Origin of the sequence: Deinococcus yavapaiensis KR-236 (genome assembly GCF_003217515.1) — a bacterium.
In the GTDB taxonomy this organism is placed as follows: domain Bacteria; phylum Deinococcota; class Deinococci; order Deinococcales; family Deinococcaceae; genus Deinococcus_A; species Deinococcus_A yavapaiensis.
In genome coordinates, this window is the sequence record NZ_QJSX01000016.1 from 49,187 (window position 1) to 64,466 (window position 15,280).

Annotated in this window: 14 protein-coding genes and 2 pseudogenes; 9 read left to right on the forward strand and 7 right to left on the reverse strand. The window is 63.4% G+C overall.

The window, feature by feature from the left end:
• Positions 1 to 10 precede the first annotated feature (10 nt).
• Together DES52_RS17735 and DES52_RS17740 are read left to right on the forward strand one after the other, a co-directional pair.
• Complete coding sequence (locus DES52_RS17735; protein ID WP_110888175.1) at positions 11 to 658, forward strand: helix-turn-helix domain-containing protein; 648 nt, start codon at positions 11 to 13, stop codon at positions 656 to 658.
• Positions 659 to 738: 80 nt separating this feature from the next.
• A pseudogene (locus DES52_RS17740) lies at positions 739 to 1,544 on the forward strand (IS5 family transposase).
• 9 nt (positions 1,545 to 1,553) lie between these two features.
• Here the strand turns inward: DES52_RS17740 and DES52_RS23075 are convergent.
• The 3 genes from DES52_RS23075 to DES52_RS17750 form a co-directional block, all read right to left on the reverse strand.
• Positions 1,554 to 1,715, reverse strand: a complete 162-nt coding sequence (locus DES52_RS23075) for a hypothetical protein (protein ID WP_170131129.1) — start codon at positions 1,713 to 1,715, stop codon at positions 1,554 to 1,556.
• Positions 1,716 to 2,149: 434 nt separating this feature from the next.
• Positions 2,150 to 2,533 carry a type II toxin-antitoxin system VapC family toxin gene (locus DES52_RS17745; RefSeq protein WP_110888176.1) on the reverse strand — a complete coding sequence of 128 codons (384 nt, stop codon included), beginning with the start codon at positions 2,531 to 2,533 and terminating at the stop codon, positions 2,150 to 2,152.
• Positions 2,527 to 2,778 (reverse strand): AbrB/MazE/SpoVT family DNA-binding domain-containing protein, encoded by a 252-nt coding sequence (locus DES52_RS17750; protein WP_170131130.1) that lies wholly within the window; start codon positions 2,776 to 2,778, stop codon positions 2,527 to 2,529. The genes DES52_RS17745 and DES52_RS17750 overlap by 7 nt, the downstream gene beginning before the upstream one ends.
• A gap of 769 nt (positions 2,779 to 3,547) precedes the next feature.
• Between DES52_RS17750 and DES52_RS17755 the strand changes: the two genes are divergently transcribed.
• A complete protein-coding gene (locus DES52_RS17755; protein WP_110888178.1) occupies positions 3,548 to 4,645 on the forward strand; it encodes a serine hydrolase domain-containing protein in 1,098 nt (365 codons plus the stop codon).
• Between the two features lie 614 nt (positions 4,646 to 5,259).
• Positions 5,260 to 6,081 (forward strand): IS5 family transposase, encoded by an 822-nt coding sequence (locus tag DES52_RS17760; RefSeq protein WP_110888179.1) that lies wholly within the window; start codon positions 5,260 to 5,262, stop codon positions 6,079 to 6,081.
• Here DES52_RS17760 and DES52_RS17765 read toward each other — a convergent pair.
• The gene (locus DES52_RS17765) at positions 6,059 to 6,364 is read right to left on the reverse strand and encodes a hypothetical protein (RefSeq protein ID WP_245901113.1); all 306 of its coding nucleotides are present in this window, start codon (positions 6,362 to 6,364) and stop codon (positions 6,059 to 6,061) included. The two genes, DES52_RS17760 and DES52_RS17765, sit on opposite strands and share 23 nt — an antisense overlap.
• Before the next feature lie 442 nt (positions 6,365 to 6,806).
• Between DES52_RS17765 and DES52_RS17770 the strand changes: the two genes are divergently transcribed.
• Complete coding sequence (locus DES52_RS17770) at positions 6,807 to 8,279, forward strand: multicopper oxidase domain-containing protein (protein ID WP_110888180.1); 1,473 nt, start codon at positions 6,807 to 6,809, stop codon at positions 8,277 to 8,279.
• Positions 8,280 to 8,881: 602 nt separating this feature from the next.
• Here DES52_RS17770 and DES52_RS22625 read toward each other — a convergent pair.
• A complete protein-coding gene (locus DES52_RS22625; protein WP_146237355.1) occupies positions 8,882 to 9,397 on the reverse strand; it encodes a hypothetical protein in 516 nt (171 codons plus the stop codon).
• Between the two features lie 404 nt (positions 9,398 to 9,801).
• On the opposite strand from DES52_RS22625, the gene DES52_RS17780 reads away from it, so the two are divergent.
• Positions 9,802 to 10,377 carry a DoxX family membrane protein gene (locus tag DES52_RS17780; RefSeq protein ID WP_110888182.1) on the forward strand — a complete coding sequence of 192 codons (576 nt, stop codon included), beginning with the start codon at positions 9,802 to 9,804 and terminating at the stop codon, positions 10,375 to 10,377.
• A 120-nt stretch (positions 10,378 to 10,497) separates the two neighbouring features.
• Complete coding sequence (locus DES52_RS17785; RefSeq protein ID WP_110888183.1) at positions 10,498 to 10,929, forward strand: universal stress protein; 432 nt, start codon at positions 10,498 to 10,500, stop codon at positions 10,927 to 10,929.
• Here the strand turns inward: DES52_RS17785 and DES52_RS23770 are convergent.
• A complete protein-coding gene (locus tag DES52_RS23770) occupies positions 10,865 to 11,146 on the reverse strand; it encodes a hypothetical protein (protein WP_425451132.1) in 282 nt (93 codons plus the stop codon). The genes DES52_RS17785 and DES52_RS23770 overlap by 65 nt on opposite strands.
• 68 nt (positions 11,147 to 11,214) lie before the next feature.
• On the opposite strand from DES52_RS23770, the gene pta reads away from it, so the two are divergent.
• The gene (gene pta, locus DES52_RS17790; protein ID WP_110888184.1) at positions 11,215 to 13,299 is read left to right on the forward strand and encodes a phosphate acetyltransferase; all 2,085 of its coding nucleotides are present in this window, start codon (positions 11,215 to 11,217) and stop codon (positions 13,297 to 13,299) included.
• 224 nt (positions 13,300 to 13,523) lie between these two features.
• On the opposite strand, the pseudogene DES52_RS23525 reads toward pta, so the two are convergent.
• Positions 13,524 to 13,879: pseudogene (locus DES52_RS23525) on the reverse strand (transposase); the annotation flags it as partial.
• A gap of 20 nt (positions 13,880 to 13,899) precedes the next feature.
• Here DES52_RS23525 and DES52_RS17800 point away from each other — a divergent pair.
• A complete protein-coding gene (locus DES52_RS17800) occupies positions 13,900 to 14,949 on the forward strand; it encodes a carbohydrate-binding domain-containing protein (RefSeq protein ID WP_245901125.1) in 1,050 nt (349 codons plus the stop codon).
• Positions 14,950 to 15,280: the final 331 nt, after the last annotated feature.

The window sequence follows — 15,280 nt, forward strand, 5'->3', positions numbered from 1 at the left end:
GCTACCGAACATGATAGCCAGACATTCCGGTAGCCTCACCGTGCACGATCCCGCGGCCGCGCACGCGTTGCTGGACGTGCGGACAACGCGGCTGCTCGACGCGTTCCTCGATGAGGCGCGCAGCACGTCCGAAGTCGCGCGGGAGCTCAACGAGGACCTCGACTGGGTGCGGTACCGCGTGCGGCGCCTCACGGCGCTCGGTCTGCTCCGCGGTGATGAAGAGCGTCGCCGCAAGGGCCGCGCGATGCGGTTGTACCGAGCGGTCGCGACGGTGTTCTTCGTGCCGTTCGAGGTGACCCGCTACGAGTCGCTGGAGTCGTACCTCACGGCGGTGGAGGGCGACGTTCACGGTTGGGTGCGGCGCAACGTCGCTCAGACGCTCAGGGGCATGGGCGAGGGATGGGGCTTGCGAGTCGCGCGCGGTGAGGACGGGCGCGTGCATTCGAAGATGACGCGTTCGCCGGACGAAGACTTGTCACCGAACGCGCAGAGTCCGGCGTTGCTGTCGTTCGTGTACCCGGCGTTGTCGCTGAAGTTCGAAGATGCCAAGGCGATGCAGGCGGATCTGCTTGAGGTGTTCGGGAAGTACGCGGCCCTCAAGGGAACGCAGCGCTACTTGTGTCAGCTCGTGATGTGTCCGGTGTCCGTTTCAGAGTAGGACACGGTGCCTGTGCGCAGCAGAACAACTTGGACACCGTACCAAGAGGCTGTTTCACGGCCGAGCGGTCAGGTGGCGCGGTGGTCGAAATCCTCGTCCTTGATCGCCTTTGGCACCTCGTTGAGCCACGCGTGCCCGTCGTATCCCACCCCAAGGGCGGCGGGCAGTTCGCATGCGCACGTGCCACCCCCGCGGGCATCATGGACGTCCTGAAAGAAGGCGTCCGTTGGAACGCCCTGCCCAAAGGCGACGGCTTCCCGAGCGGTGTCACGTGCTGACGGCGACTTCGCGACTGGCAATCGGCGGACGTGCGGCAACGGCTGCATCACGTCCGCCTCAACGAATTGCACGCGCTCGGCCCGGTTGATTGGAGTCGTGCCGCTCTCGACGCTGCGAGTGTTCGAGCTGTGAAACCGTGAATCTCACCGGTCGCAATTCCACCGATCGGGGGAAGCTTGGCACCAAGCGCCACATCATCGTGGATCGCAACGGTCTTCCGCTGGCTCTTCTTCTTTCCGGTGCGAACACCCACGACAACATGATGTTCGAAGCCCTACTCGATGCTGTTCCGGCCCTGCGGACTGGGAAACCGGGACGACCACAGCGACGTCCCAAGAAGTTACACGCCGATAATGGATACGACTACGGACGCTGTCATCAAGCGTGTCGAGCGCGAGGCGTCCAGCCACGTATCGCGCGACGCGGTGTGGAGTCGAGCGAACGGCTTGGACGACACCGCTGGGTTGTCGAGCGCACGCTCAGCTGGCTGAACGGGTTCCGACGTCTTCGCGTGCGGTACGAGCGAGCAGGAAGCCAGCGGTTGGCGCTCAACCTGCTCGGCTGCTGCTTGATCTGCTGGCGAACGCTCAATGCCTACTGTCCATGACGACGGATCTCACTCGTCCTTCCCGCTGGCGGTGAGGCGACGCAACTCGTTGCGAAGAAGAGGTGCGAGCACAGCCACGTCCTCGAAGGCGAGGCATGAAAACCCCGGATGGCGGGCTTCGTACTCTTGGAACACCGCCTGGCGGAAGGGCAGGGGCGAAACCACCGACATGCTGCCCTTGAGGCGCTCCAACGCGGGGAACGAGCGGCCCGCCTGATACGCCGAGTCCGGTTCTCAAGAAAGCTGTCGAGGACGACAGGCCGCAAGATCCAGGTGCGGGGGTGTGCCCGCTGCAGGCGCCATTCCACCCGTCCTGAGAACAATTCGACCAGGACGCTGAAGTCGTGACCAACGTCGAGCGCGTCTGGGACACGGCGCCACCAGACCCAGGGAGGCGTGGGACGATTTGGCGTCAGGATCGAGGAGGCGCCCTGCTCGATAAGCCGCAGGGCGTAGAGGTCCTCGAAGAGCGGTGACCACGGTTCGTCGAACCTGTCAGCCTTCGTGGGTCCGGTGAACTTCAGCATGAGGTCATCGTAGAGGCTCAACGCCAGCATTCCACGGCCATGCAACAGCCTCTAAGCGTGCGGGTGCGCGAAGTTCTGCTATCGAATCAGATGCACGCGGACGCGCAAGTCTGGAATCCCTTGCCAGGTGCGCTCAGCCGTGAGGACCTCCAGCTTCCGCGTCTCGGCGAGGGCGAGGCAGGCGCAGTCGCCGAGGCTGAGGTTGTACGGACTGCGCCGCGCGTAGAAGAATCCCGCATGTACCGCTTGCGTCTCGTCGAACGCCGCGATCTCCAAACCGAGATTCAAAATGTCGTCACGCACCTCGTTTTCCGGGGCGACGCCGCTGCCTACGAGCTTGCCGATGACCTCGGTGATGTTGACGCTGCTCATCACGGCGCCTTTGGCGAGGGCCGCTTCGACGACGTCCGCGCCGAGCTCGTCTTGGAAGAAGGCGAGCAGGGCCGACGCGTCGATCACCACGTTTTGCCGTCCGCTTCCTGCGCGCGTTCTTGGGAGAGCTCTTCGGTGAGGTTGCGGTTGGGCAGGTGGTACTTGCCGCGAAGGTTCTTCACGAGGCGGGCGCGGGTGGTGACGGTGATGATGCCGTCTTCGAGGGTGAATACCAGTCGGTCACCGGGGGCAGCCCCGAGGGCTTTGCGGACTTCTTGCGGAATGACGACGCGTCCCTTCTCTCCCAACTCGACTTCCTTGTGAACCATGGACATATGTCGCACCTCTAGCACAAGTGTACCAAAGCAATTAGGTGACACATTCAACCAAAAGGAGAGAACTGCCTTAGTCTCCATGTCTTCGAAATTAGAACATCAACTTGAAGTGGCAAAACGAACGTACGGGGCACGATGTTGCTGTTTCGCCACGCCTTCCTCCTGTTCGCTCTTCCTTTCTGCTTCTGTCAAGGTTCTAGATCGACCAGTTGGAGTGCGTGATGTCCTGGGCCATGCACGAGTCGGAGGCCATGCAGGAACGCCGCACCCCTGGCTCGCCTCGAGGTACAGGGCGACCTGCCGTGCGGGCAGGGTAAGGAATGAGTAGCCCGTCGACGTCTTTTGATGCCGTTGAGGGTCGCGGCTTGTCGCGCTTAACAAGGGGGCACGGGATGGCAGTCGGAAGGGACGGACCTGCATTTGCCGGCAGGCGTCCCCATCCCGGGTTCCGCACGCGCCGCCCGGTGCTTTACGTGATGCGGCTCAGCGTCCGAAATGGGAGTCGACAGGGAGAGCGTGGGCATGGCGATTGACGGTGAATCGGAGTACACTAAATTGCAAGAAACCTCACAGAGGTATCGACTTGGAACGCCCTGCTCGGTCAACAGTCGCATGTTGATGGTCTTGTCTTCACAACGCTGAGCGCAACGCGCCCGGTGCGGTTCACGGCCCCCCTCTCGTAACATGCATTCCATGTCCAGGCCTCCCGAATGACGGAGTCCGGAAGCCAGCCATTCTCTGGCGCAGAAGCGCTGAATCGGGGGCAGATATGGAACGTACCTACGTGTGGACGGACAGGCGGCGTCGCAGCTTCACGGTTGTGCCCTTGCTCGTGAGCGCGCTCGTGGCCCTGGCACCGTCAGCGCTGTCCGGCGGGGCCGGCGGGGCGAACCAGGCCGCGGACGCCCGCCTCGACGCGTATCTCACCGACCTCGCCGCGCAGCAGGGCTTTAGCGGCGCGGTGCTGGTGGCACGGCGCGGCACGGTCCTCCTGAGCAAGGGATACGGCATGGCGGACCGGGAACACAAGGTGCGCAACGCCCCGACTACCGCGTACCCCGTCGGCGGGGTCAGCTTGGGGATGGTCCTGGCGGCGGCCCTCAAGCTGGAGGAGCAGGGCGTGCTCAAGGACGGGGCGCTCGTCTGCACGTATCTGCGCTCCTGCCCCGCGGCGTGGCAGCCCATCACCGTCGGTATGGTCATTGACGGCACCGCCGGGTTGCCCGGCTGGGGCTGGGATCAGGAGGGGCACTCGGTGGCCGACTCCCTGGCCGGTTGCCAGTCCACGGGGCTGGCGTTCCGTCCGTCGCCGACGGCGGTGGACTACAGGAACTGCACCGTCGTCGTGCTCGGGACCATCTTCGAGAAGGTCACGGGCAAGCCGTGGGCCACCGTCATGCGCGAGGCCATCTTCACCCCGGCCGGCATGACGCACAGTGGGCGCATGACCGATGCCATGCTTCCGCCGGCCCGCGCACGTGATTACGCGGGCTCGACAGCCAATCCCGTAGGCCACTACAACGACTACTTTCAGGTCGTCTCGACCCTCGAGGATGTGTACGCCTACGACAACGCGCTGTTCGGCGGGAAAATCCTCTCGTCGCGCTCGCTGAAGCGCCTCGTCACCCCACGGGCGTCCGTCTCCGAGCCCGATGCGGGCATCACGGAGGAGGGCCGGGCCGCACAGTGGAAGGTCGGGAAGATCGCCGGGCATCAGGTCATCTTCACCACCGGCAATACCTACCACTTCACAGCTGCCAACCTGCGCTTCCCCACAGACGGCGTCACGGTGATCGTGATGAGCAATGACGATGATAACGACGTGGAGACTGTGGCCGTGCATCTGGCGAACATGCTGTTTCACTAACCAACGGCCGCTCCCGTCCGTCTGCACGCGTCAACCCAACGGCGATGAGGTCCCGTTAGATCCAGCCTGCGCCAGCAACGCCGCGCCACTGGCAGGCCCCGTGATTCACGGCGACCTGCCGGGCGGTAATCGGGAGGGCTAAGGAGCGGCCCGTGAAACGGCCGGGCAGGTGCTCGACGACCTGCCCGGCGCTGCCTTTTTATGTCGGTCAATGTAGCGGCGGCAGGGTCGACGACGTGCATTTGTCATGGGTCTGAAGCACCGTCGAGTGTTGCTCCGAGAACAGCGGGTGGAGGTGCATCTGGACTTCACCCGGGAGTGGCCCCAGTTCCTGGTTCGACGCGGGTGCGCGTTCGGGGTGCACTTGAGCGGGGCTTCGCTGCCGATCCGGGTGTTGGGTTCCTAAGGGATGAGCCTGGGCGAAAGCTTGGGTCTGGGCTTGGCGTTCGTTTTTGCGCCACTGCTGGCGTCACCCTTACCTAGAACTCGAGATGCGGGCGCAAGAACGCACGCTTTGCTCGCCCCATTCGAGTTTTCACATGACTGTGACTTCCTCAAAGTGAGCCTGGGCCCTTAGAGCCTGAGGACAGATTGGAGCGCGCCATGGTGGCGCGATGCTCGACCAGCTCGTTCCTGACGACCTGTGGCGCGTCGTCAACCCCATCATTCCCCGCCGTGTTCAGCAAAACAGGCCAGGTCGAAAGCGCATCTATCCCCGCCGTACCCTCGCCGGCATCCTCGACATCCTCCGCTGGGGACTGCCCTGGCGATCCCTCCCGCTCGCCCTCGGGTTTGGAAGCGGTCGCACTTGCGAACGTCGCTTCCACGCATGGTGCCAAGCGGGAGTCTGGCAGCGCCTCTTCCGACTCGTACTCGATCACGCCGAACAACACGGGCTGCTGGACTGGTCACGCGCCTCGCTCGACTCGGCCAGCGTCCCCGCACCACGCGGCGGGCAAGACGTCGGACCCAACCCTACGGACCGTGGCAAGAACGGCAGCAAGATCCATCTCCTGGTTGACGGACACGGCCTGCCACTGGGTGTGACGATTTCCGGCGCGAACGTCCACGATAACCAGCGCTTCGAGCAGACCCTGGACGCCGTGCAAGGCGTACGCAACGGACGGCAAGGCCGACCCCGACGGCGGCCCGACAAGCTCCACGCGGACAAAGGGTATGACGCCCGACGGTGCCGCCACGCCTGTCGCACACGAGGCATCAAGGCGCGGATCGCGCGGCGCGGCAAGGACTCGAGTGAGCGGCTGGGACGCTGGAGGTGGCGAGTGGAGCGTACGCTGGCATGGGTGCTGGCGTTTCGTAAGCTGGCCGTGCGACGTGAGCGCTCGTCAGCAGCGTTTCTGGGGTTGTGTCAGTTGGCGTGCATGATCATCGTGTGGCGTCGAGTCAGTGCGCTCAGCGGCCCTGCGGCTCGGTGAGGTGCTGGAGTTCCAAGAAGAGCTGGCTGAGCAACTTGACCTGCCGCTGCGCGGCCCCCACGCGTTCAGCCTCGGTGTCGGGCTCGTCGACACGGATCGCTTGGCTGGCGATGGTGTGCGCGGGGTGGAGCAATGACTTTTCGAAGTCGATGGCTGCGCCTATGGCCTCTTTGCTGTCCATCGCCATGTCCTGGGCCATGCTTTCGGCGATGTCCATCAGGTCGAAGTTCCCGGGCGGCAGGAGCTGCGGAGTTGGGTCAGTGGCGGTCTTCTTGCGGGGCATGCCTCAGTCTGCCACCGCCGCCACGCCTAGCCCAAGTCAGAGCTGACCAGCAGGGCGCCACGTCAGTAGCAAAGGCCGCTGGTGCCACGTGCTCAGATGACGTCACGTTCACTGAAGCTTCAAGCCGTCGCGGGAAACGTGATGTCGGGACGAGAACCTTAAGTGACGCGTGGGCCCGCACAGATCGTCGAACCACACCGCGGGTCCATCCGAATGGCGCACGAGCGCCGGCAGCGTCATAGAAGAATGCCATGCGTCTACATGTTGGAACGCATCCGCACCTGCCGTCGCGTTCGCCTCGAGGCAACGCGGCGTGAACTGCCACGCACACGTTCTCATCGTCTCAGGTGAACGAGCGGTAACGCCTTGGTAATGACGACACTGGAAACTCCAGGCATCGGGAAGTCAACCTTCCCCACGCCCTTCCTCACGGAGCCAGACCATGAATACCAAGCAAGTCCAACGCCGCATCACCACCACCACCGTCGCTCTCGCTGTCCTCGGCGCTGCCCTCACCGCTGGATTCCTCGCTTCAGCCTCGAGCAGCCGTTCCGCCGGAACCGCCCGTGACGCCATCATCAACCACTTTCAGCAAGCAGCCAACCGGACCGTCACCGTGCAGCAGGCCACCGGCCAGCGGCGCGAGTTCACCATCGAGGTTCACAAGATCCACGCCGAAATCGCACCAGGCGTCAAGGTCGAGCAGTGGGCCTTCGGTTTTCCTGGCCAGCCGCCCACCGTGCCTGGGCCGCCCCTCGTCGTCACTCAGGGTGATCACGTTGTCATTCACTTCAAGAACACCCACGACCAGCCACACACGCTGCACCTGCACGGCATCGACCGGCTCTCTCAGGAAATGGACGGCCTGAACGAAGTGCTGCCTGGCCAGGAAACCACCTACGAATTCGTCGCCACTGAAGCTGGCACGTTCGGTTACCATTGCCACTTCCAGACCTACCTGCACGCGGACATGGGCATGTACGGCGCCATCATCGTGGAGCCGAAAGAAGCAAGCGCCAGAGTCTGGAAGAACGAGCACGCCATGATTCTCGACGAGTGGGACAGCCGCCAGAACCCGGGCGCCGCGGTGCACAAGAGCGAGCCGAACTATTTCCTGGTGAACGGCAAGTCCTTCCCCTTGATTCCCGACATCACCATTCCTGACGGACAGACGGACCTGATTCGCGTGGCGGACTTCGGGGAGGAAGTGCACAGCCTGCACATGCACGGCAACAGCTTCCTGATCATCGCCCGTAACGGTTTCCCGCTGCCTCAGCCCGTGCAGGAAGACACGCTGCTCATCGCACCCGGCGAGCGCGTGGACATTTTGGTGAAGGGCCGTGATGGCGCCTTTCCCTTCCATGACCACATCGTGAAGGACGTAACCAACAACGGCATCTACCCTGGCGGCATCCACGTGATGCTCAAGGGCAGTCCAGCCGTGAGCGCCTACGGCCTGCCTCTGACGAACACGGGCGACGCCCACAGCCACGCGATGACCGATATGCAAGTAGACCCAAATGCTGACGTGACAGCCAGCACAACGCGCGAGGTCGACGAAGCGTACCCGGACGACAGCCCTGCGCACAGCCACGTGTACGATCATCTGCCGAAGAACTCACCGATCAAAGTGGTGAACATCAAGAACTTTGCCTTCGACCAGAAGGAGTTGCACGTGAAGGTCGGAACGAAGGTCGCATGGGTGAACCGTGACGCGGTGGGGCACAGCGTCACTGGAGGAACGCCAGGAGGAAACCCGAAAAGCCGTGCGTTCGACTCGTCGAACGAAGCGAAGGGGACGCCGGTGATGATCGGTCAGGGAAAGGACTGGACGTATACCTTCACCAAGAAAGGCACGTACCTGTACTACTGCCTGCCTCACACCAACATGACCGCCAAAGTCATCGTAGATTGATCGTAAACTCGCTCCGGTCGAGCAACGCAACCTTCAACACGTGCCTGGCGCCAGCAAAAGCTTCGCGGCGCCACACGTGCATTTGCGTTCAACACCGAATCCCTGGCAGGTTGGAGTCAACGTAACAGCGGCTTTGAGGCACGCGAATTCTGCTTCACGTTCGGCAAGCCGCACCAAGGCGCAGCGTTTCTGCCTGCCCCATACCGCCAGCTCACCCCAGTCTGGCCAAGCAGACCCACGGCACTCCAACGATTTCAGATCCTCGAGGCAGAAAGCTCAGCAGACAAAGGCAGAAGTAGCCGAGCATACCAGTATTGCTGTGCTGACCGAATCGATGTACGCCGAAACCGCTTTAACAGCGCCTAGATGTTCCAGCGTCGACACCCCTTCCTCTTGATCGTGAATGCGGTTCACTGCACGGTCGAGACCACAAAACGTTTCTCCTGTCCTTGTCCCTTCTTCTTGGGTAGCCAGACCCAGCACATCCAAAACGGGACCTCGGGCACGTCTGCCACGAAGCCCGCCTCGCCCTGCCGTCGAAGGTCGCAGAGCGCCCGCCTCGTCGTGGTCGTCCGGTTGCCCTGCATGCGGACTGAAACGGACTAGCCCAGCTTGACCACGCCCTCAATGAACACCTTGCTGCTGACGCCTGCGTCCGCCAGGACATGCCGGAATGCACGAGCACAATGGAGCACGGCTGGCAGCCGTGAACGCATCTCGAGGGGAGCCAGCCGCGCAAGGAAAAGGTATCCGTTGCCCCGCCACACCAAGAATGACCAGGGCACGCGCAACTCGCCGCAACAGAGGGACAAGATGACCAGATGGACACCGGCGGTGCCGTTGAAGCGGTACATCCAGGTTTTGAGCGCTTCAAAAGGGCCTTCCTTGCCAAGCGAGTCAGGTCGACAATCAGGTCGAGCTGAGCGGTTCTTCCTTCGAGCAATGTGCCGGTAGGCCTCGTACTGATCGAGGGCGTGACGGCGCACGGCGCGAATGACTTCCCGGACGTTTCCGGCAGAGTGGTTGAGGAATCGGCGAACGGCCAGGCATCCCCGAAGACGCTCACGGCCCTGCGACCATGTCATTTCCTGCGGATAAGCTCGATACGTTTCCTCCAAGCACCCGCTCGTGAACAGCAGGCAAACGCCAGGGTGAGCAAGCCAAACAGGCGTTTCATGCGATTTGAACGCTGCAGTCCTTGAATGAACCCAACGCCACCGCCCGTTTGCAGGCCGCTTCCAACCGGTCGTTTCCGTTCTCCTCAGCCCAGCGCATGATTCCGAGGCAGGTTGTTCGGCGTGCATGCGAGTTTTCAGGATGGTCGTGACCGCACCGGCGGTGTTCTCGCCCGTTTTGTCAGCCCAGGCGATCAGGCGTGGCGGACTTCGATCGCCAATTCAAGCTGTGCTCGAACATCCGCTGATCGTCACGTTCTGGCAACGTGGAGGTCCGCGCCGTCCGGCGTGCGCCGTAACGCATTGGTAACAGGGGAGGGGGATGCTGTGGTCATAAGGAGGGCAACATGAACACGCCCCGAATCACCATTCCCGAACCGCACCTCACCACCCGCCTCTTCGCTGATCCCCGCCTGGCTCCACTCTGGACTGCCCTGCGCTTATACGTCGGTTACGAATGGGTCACCGCGGCGCTCGGTAAACTCACCAACCCCGCTGGAGTGTGGGTCGGCGAGAAAGCCGGTGTCGCTGTCATGGGCTTCTTCAAAGGTGCGCTGGCCAAGACGAACGGCGAGCACCCGGACGTGCAAGGCTGGTATGCTTGGTTCCTGGAGAACGTCGCGATGCCCAACGCCACCCTGTTCTCGTTCATGGTGGCGTACGGCGAACTCTTCGTCGGGATCGCCTTGATCCTCGGGTTGTTTACCGGCCTGGCAGCGTTCTTCGGTGGTTTTTTGAACGCGAACTTCCTGCTGGCGGGAACGGTGAGCTTGAATCCGGTGCTGTTCATCGCGGCCACGTGGCTGGTACTGGGCTGGAGGGTCGCGGGCTACCTCGGCTTGGATCACTTCGTCCTGCCGAGACTCGGTGTGCAAGTCCCAAAGCTCACCCGGAAACGAGTCGTGGCGGCGGCACCGCAGTAGTTGTGGTTTTCAAGGAGGGGTGCTACGGCGCCCCTCCTGCTGTTGAGCGTGTAACCCTCTGGTAATGCCAGCAGCGCACGATGCAACGACGCGGATGATTTCATCCTTGAAAGGAGCTCCATGTACCGCCATATTCTTGTTCCCCTGGACGCTCGCCCAGACCAACAGCTTGCAGTGCATCACGCGTTCCAGCTTTCCCGCACCCTCGGTGGTCACGTGACGCTGCTGAGACTCATCGATCACGGCACACCGGAAGAACGGTCAGCCGCGCAGCAGCAGCTTTCCTCGCTCTCGAAGGGCGCGCGGCGTCCTCCCCGCCTGGTGGTGCAGCAGTTCAGCGAAACGCTGCAGGAGCTGGCGACGTACGTGAAGGACCGCCACGTGGACCTGATTGTCCTGCCCGTGAGTGGTCACGGAGGAATCAACGACGACGCGATCACGGCACTGGCGTTGCAGTTGGCCCGCCTGACCGAGGTGAACGTGCAACTCACCGCTGCCACGGCGCGTACGCCTTCGTCCCGCTGGGCGTCCTTTCACTCGGCCGCGAGTTAAACGGCGCGGAGGAAGCCGCGCGACGGTCGAGCGGAAAGCCGAGCAGGGCCCGGCTGCGCAGCAGTTCGTCGCGCATCCAGGCGTCGTTCTCGCCGATACCTTCCATGAGCACCAGGGTGTCGAGGCCACCTCGCGCCGTGATGCCGGGAGCCGCCGTTTTGCGCGGGCGGTCGACCATCACGTCAAGCAAGCGTCCGGGCTCGGGTCGTCGTTGCATTCCCGTAATGCTGTGGTGCGTCCGGTGCGACTACCATGAACTCGGCGGACACCGCCAGACGGAGAAACATGCGTATCTTTTTCGTAGGGCCTGCCGGGCAGGACGTTGGATTGACCACTGTGACTTTGAGTCTGACGCGCGCGTTACAGCGCGCTCAGGAGAACGTCGGCTTCCTCAAGCCCATTGCGCAAGACGAGCTCGGGGAGGACCGCAGCACTCTGTTCGCCCGGCAGCTGCTGGCAGGGGTGATTCCCGATCCGATTCCCCTGCAGCGCGCTCAAGCATTGATCGGAGGAGGTCAGCAGGACGCGCTGCTCGAAGAGATCGTGAGCCTCGCGCAACAGGCCGGGCAAGGCAAGGACGTGCTGATGGTGGAAGGGCTGTCGCTGGTCGGGCAGAATCCGTACGCCCATCCCCTCAATGTCACCATGAGCCATACCCTGGTGGCGAACGCAGTGCTGGTCGCCACCTTGCAGAATCGGCAACCGCGTGAGGTCAGCGATCAGCTGGAGATCGCGGTGCGTGACTACGGAAGCGGCGGCGATGAACTTGCAGGATACATTGTGAACTACGTGCCGTCCGGGCTGGAGTACGGCACCTTGATGGCCGAGTTGCGCCGAGGCAGTCCAGCCCTCTCCAGCGGGCGGCTGCCGCAGCTGGGGTTGATATCTGCTGAGCCGCAACTGAATGAGCCCCGGACCTTCGACGTGGCCCAGCAGCTGGGCGCCCAGGTGCTCAACGAAGGCGAACTGCGTTCCCGGCGGGTGAAGTCCACGGTCGTGTCCGCGCGCAGCGCGCCCTTCGTGGCGGACCTGATGAAGCCCGGCGCGTTGGTGGTCGCCCCTGGTGATCGTGACGACATCCTGATGGCGGCCAGCTTGGCGCACTTGTCGGGTACGCCACTGGCCGGGTTGCTGCTCACCTCGGACGCCGAACCGGACCCGCGCATCGAGCGGCTGTGTCAAGCGGCGCTGACCAGCAGCTTGCCGGTGATGAAGGTGAGCACCAACAGTTACGACACGGCGGGACGCTTGGCGCGCATGGACCCGCAGGTGCCGCTCGACGACTTGGAGCGCATCGAGCGCACGCTGGACTTCATCGCCGACCGGCTGGATGTGCTGCCGCTGCGCCCACGCATGCCCGTACCGGCCCGCCATCACCTGCCGCCGCCCGCGTTTCGGTACCAACTGGTGCAGAAGGCGCGGGCGGCGAGCAAGCGCATCGTGCTGCCCGAAGGCGACGAGCCCCGCACGGTGCGGGCCGCCGTCATCTGCCACCAGAAGGGCATCGCGCGCTGCGTGCTGCTGGCGGCCCCCGACGCGGTACAGGCGGTCGCGGACGCCCAGGGAATCACCTTGCCTCCGGACCTCGAGATCCTCGATCCTAACCAGCTGCGTTTCCGCTACGTGGCCCACCTGGTGGAGCTGCGCCGACACAAAGGCCTGACCGAACCCATGGCCGAACAGCAGCTGGAAGACAACGTCGTGCTTGGGACCATGATGTTGGCTCAGGGTGAGGTGGACGGTCTCGTCTCGGGCGCAGTTCATACCACGGCCAACACGGTGCGTCCCGCGTTGCAATTCATCAAGACCGCGCCAGGCACCAAGATTGTCTCCAGCGTGTTCTTCATGCTGATGCCCGATCAAGTTCTCGTCTACGGTGACTGTGCCATTAACCCCAACCCGACGGCGCAAGAGCTGGCCGACATCGCGGTGCAGTCTGCCGACAGCGCCGCCGCGTTCGGAATTGAGCCGCGTGTGGCCATGATTAGTTACTCGACTGGCACCAGCGGCAGCGGCGAGGACGTGGAGAAGGTCAGCAAGGCGACCCGGCTGGCGCGCGAGAAGCGTCCCGACCTGCCCATCGATGGCCCCATGCAGTACGACGCGGCGAGTGTTGCGAGTGTTGGCGCGCAGAAAGCCCCAGGCAGCCCGGTGGCCGGGCGCGCGACGGTGTTCATCTTTCCTGACCTCAACACTGGCAACACCACTTACAAAGCGGTGCAGCGCAGTGCAGGCGTGGTGTCCATCGGCCCAATGCTGCAGGGACTGCGCAAGCCCGTGAATGACCTCTCGCGCGGCGCCTTGGTAGACGACATCGTGTTCACGATTGCAATCACCGCCATCCAAGCTCAGCAGAACACGCCTCGTTGAAGCTATTGACGGGAGTGAGTTGCGCTCCTCTCGACGCTTATCGCACCGTGCTGCAGGACCTGGAAACACGTGAGCCTGTTGATCTGCTGCCAGATTGATCGGCCGCTTCCCTTGCTGCGTGGCTCAAAGAGCATGCTGGCGAGGAAGTCATCGTTCGCGATCGTGCCGCCCGCTCCCCCGAAGGCGCGAGGGAAGGCGCTCCGAATACCGAGTAAGACGCGGTTTCACAACCGCATCAGCGTGCGGAAGCAGATCAACGCCAACGCCAGGAGATGAAATGCCTCGAACTGCGACGCGTACCGCTCGTACCGAATTCGTAGACGCCGAAACCCGTTCAACCACGACAGCGTGCGCTCAACCACCTGGCGATGCCGTCCCAACCGCTCACGCCACGCCGAGCGAGCCGAGCCGTGATGCCCCGTGTACGACACGCCCCACGGCAGCGACCAAGGTCGTACGCCTTGTCGCCATGCACCTTCTCCGGTCTTCGTCTCGGCCGACCTGGGCGACCGTCTCGAATGCCGGGAATGGCGTCCAGCACCGCTTCGAAGTACGCGCTGTCGTGACGGTTTGCTCCGGAACGTCAACGCCGACAGCCCCTTGAAGAGCGTCACGCTGAGCAACGACGCCGGCACGCTGCGAGTCGGCGGGCTCACCCCTAGCACCGACGTCTCGGAGAGCGGCTACTGGAGCAACGTCCGCCTCTCCGCTGACAGCTCCACCCAGCGTCCCGGCCTCAGCGGGACGACATCGCTCAGCCTCGACGTCCTGGTCGGCGCACCAACCACCATCTCCATTGCCGCCCTTCCGCAAAGCGCCACGCACGGCTGGATCAACCCTCAACGCGCGGTTCGCGCCACGCCCGACCAATTCGTTCGTCAGCCAAACGGCTTGTACAAAGCGACCGTCACCATCACCGCCGCTGACACCCCGAACTTGGCGGCGATCGCCGCTGACATCAACGCGGCGGGCCGCACCCTCACCAACCTGATCCTGTTCGTCGGCGCGCAGAACGGCGCGGACGTTCGCCTTGACAACATCACCTTCTCCGGCAACCGCACAGACGCGCCGCCCACGGTCGAGCACGCGCCCCTCGGGACGGTGAGGCTGCCCTCGACCTTCGAGGACGGCACTCGGCAAGGCTGGACTTGGGATGCCGCTTCCGGCGTGAAGGGCGCCTTGACCCTCCAGCCCCAAGGCGGTTCGCAGGTCCTCTCTTGGGAGGTGACGTACCCCGACGTGAAGCCTTTCGACGGATGGGCGTCCGCGCCGCGCCTCATCTTGGAACTCGGCAATCGGACGCGTGGAAGCGACAACTTCTTGCAGTTCGACCTTTACCTGCGGCCCGAACCTGGGCGTGGCACGCAAGGCGCGCTTTCAGTCAACCTCGCCTTCGGCCCGCCCAACCTCGGTTACTGGGCGCAGGCGAACACCGCTGTCCGCGTTCCGCTCGCCAACCTCACCAGCGCGCCCCGCACGGCGGACGGCTTGGTGCGTGTGCCCGTGCGCTTCAACTTGAACGACTTCGACAAGACCCTCGCGTCGGACACGGTGCTCGGCAAGATCACCTTGGTGGTGGCCGACGATCAAAGCAACTTCGCCGGGCGGATGTACCTCGACGAGGTACGCTTCTCCGCCACCGCTCCTTGAACGCTCGACTGGACAGACGTGCTCCTTGCCACTGCCTGAACCACCAACGCTCCGCTCAAGCAAAGCGGAAGGGAAACTTGACGGCTTCTCGTTGAGCTTCAAGGTGAGCTCCTGTGCCGAACTGTACGCGGCGCCCCCAGCCATCCCTGAGGGCGCCGCGTACAACAGGTTCCCCTCGATCTCCGTCAACGCCGTGGATCAAGCGGAAGCTTCATGGACGCTTCTTGGCGATGCCGCGTATTCTGAACGATGTCGCCGAATGCCCGGGCATCCAGCTCAAAAGCAAATGACTCCATGCCAGATTGCGCTTCGTCACGAACGCCACGGCGAG

What these genes read in the sequence shown, in the direction of transcription:
- DES52_RS23075 (WP_170131129.1), bottom strand. Translation starts at nt 1,715, where the DNA reads ATGTCGGTGGTTTCGCCCCTGCCCTTCCGCCAGGCGGTGTTCCAAGAG.
- DES52_RS23770 (WP_425451132.1), bottom strand. Translation starts at nt 11,146, where the DNA reads ATGCAACGACGACCCGAGCCCGGACGCTTGCTTGACGTGATGGTCGAC.
- DES52_RS17755 (WP_110888178.1), top strand. Translation starts at nt 3,548, where the DNA reads ATGGAACGTACCTACGTGTGGACGGACAGGCGGCGTCGCAGCTTCACG.
- pta (WP_110888184.1), top strand. Translation starts at nt 11,215, where the DNA reads ATGCGTATCTTTTTCGTAGGGCCTGCCGGGCAGGACGTTGGATTGACC.
- DES52_RS17750 (WP_170131130.1), bottom strand. Translation starts at nt 2,778, where the DNA reads ATGTCCATGGTTCACAAGGAAGTCGAGTTGGGAGAGAAGGGACGCGTC.
- DES52_RS17785 (WP_110888183.1), top strand. Translation starts at nt 10,498, where the DNA reads ATGTACCGCCATATTCTTGTTCCCCTGGACGCTCGCCCAGACCAACAG.
- DES52_RS17770 (WP_110888180.1), top strand. Translation starts at nt 6,807, where the DNA reads ATGAATACCAAGCAAGTCCAACGCCGCATCACCACCACCACCGTCGCT.
- DES52_RS17780 (WP_110888182.1), top strand. Translation starts at nt 9,802, where the DNA reads ATGAACACGCCCCGAATCACCATTCCCGAACCGCACCTCACCACCCGC.
- DES52_RS17760 (WP_110888179.1), top strand. Translation starts at nt 5,260, where the DNA reads ATGCTCGACCAGCTCGTTCCTGACGACCTGTGGCGCGTCGTCAACCCC.
- DES52_RS17765 (WP_245901113.1), bottom strand. Translation starts at nt 6,364, where the DNA reads ATGCCCCGCAAGAAGACCGCCACTGACCCAACTCCGCAGCTCCTGCCG.
- DES52_RS17735 (WP_110888175.1), top strand. Translation starts at nt 11, where the DNA reads ATGATAGCCAGACATTCCGGTAGCCTCACCGTGCACGATCCCGCGGCC.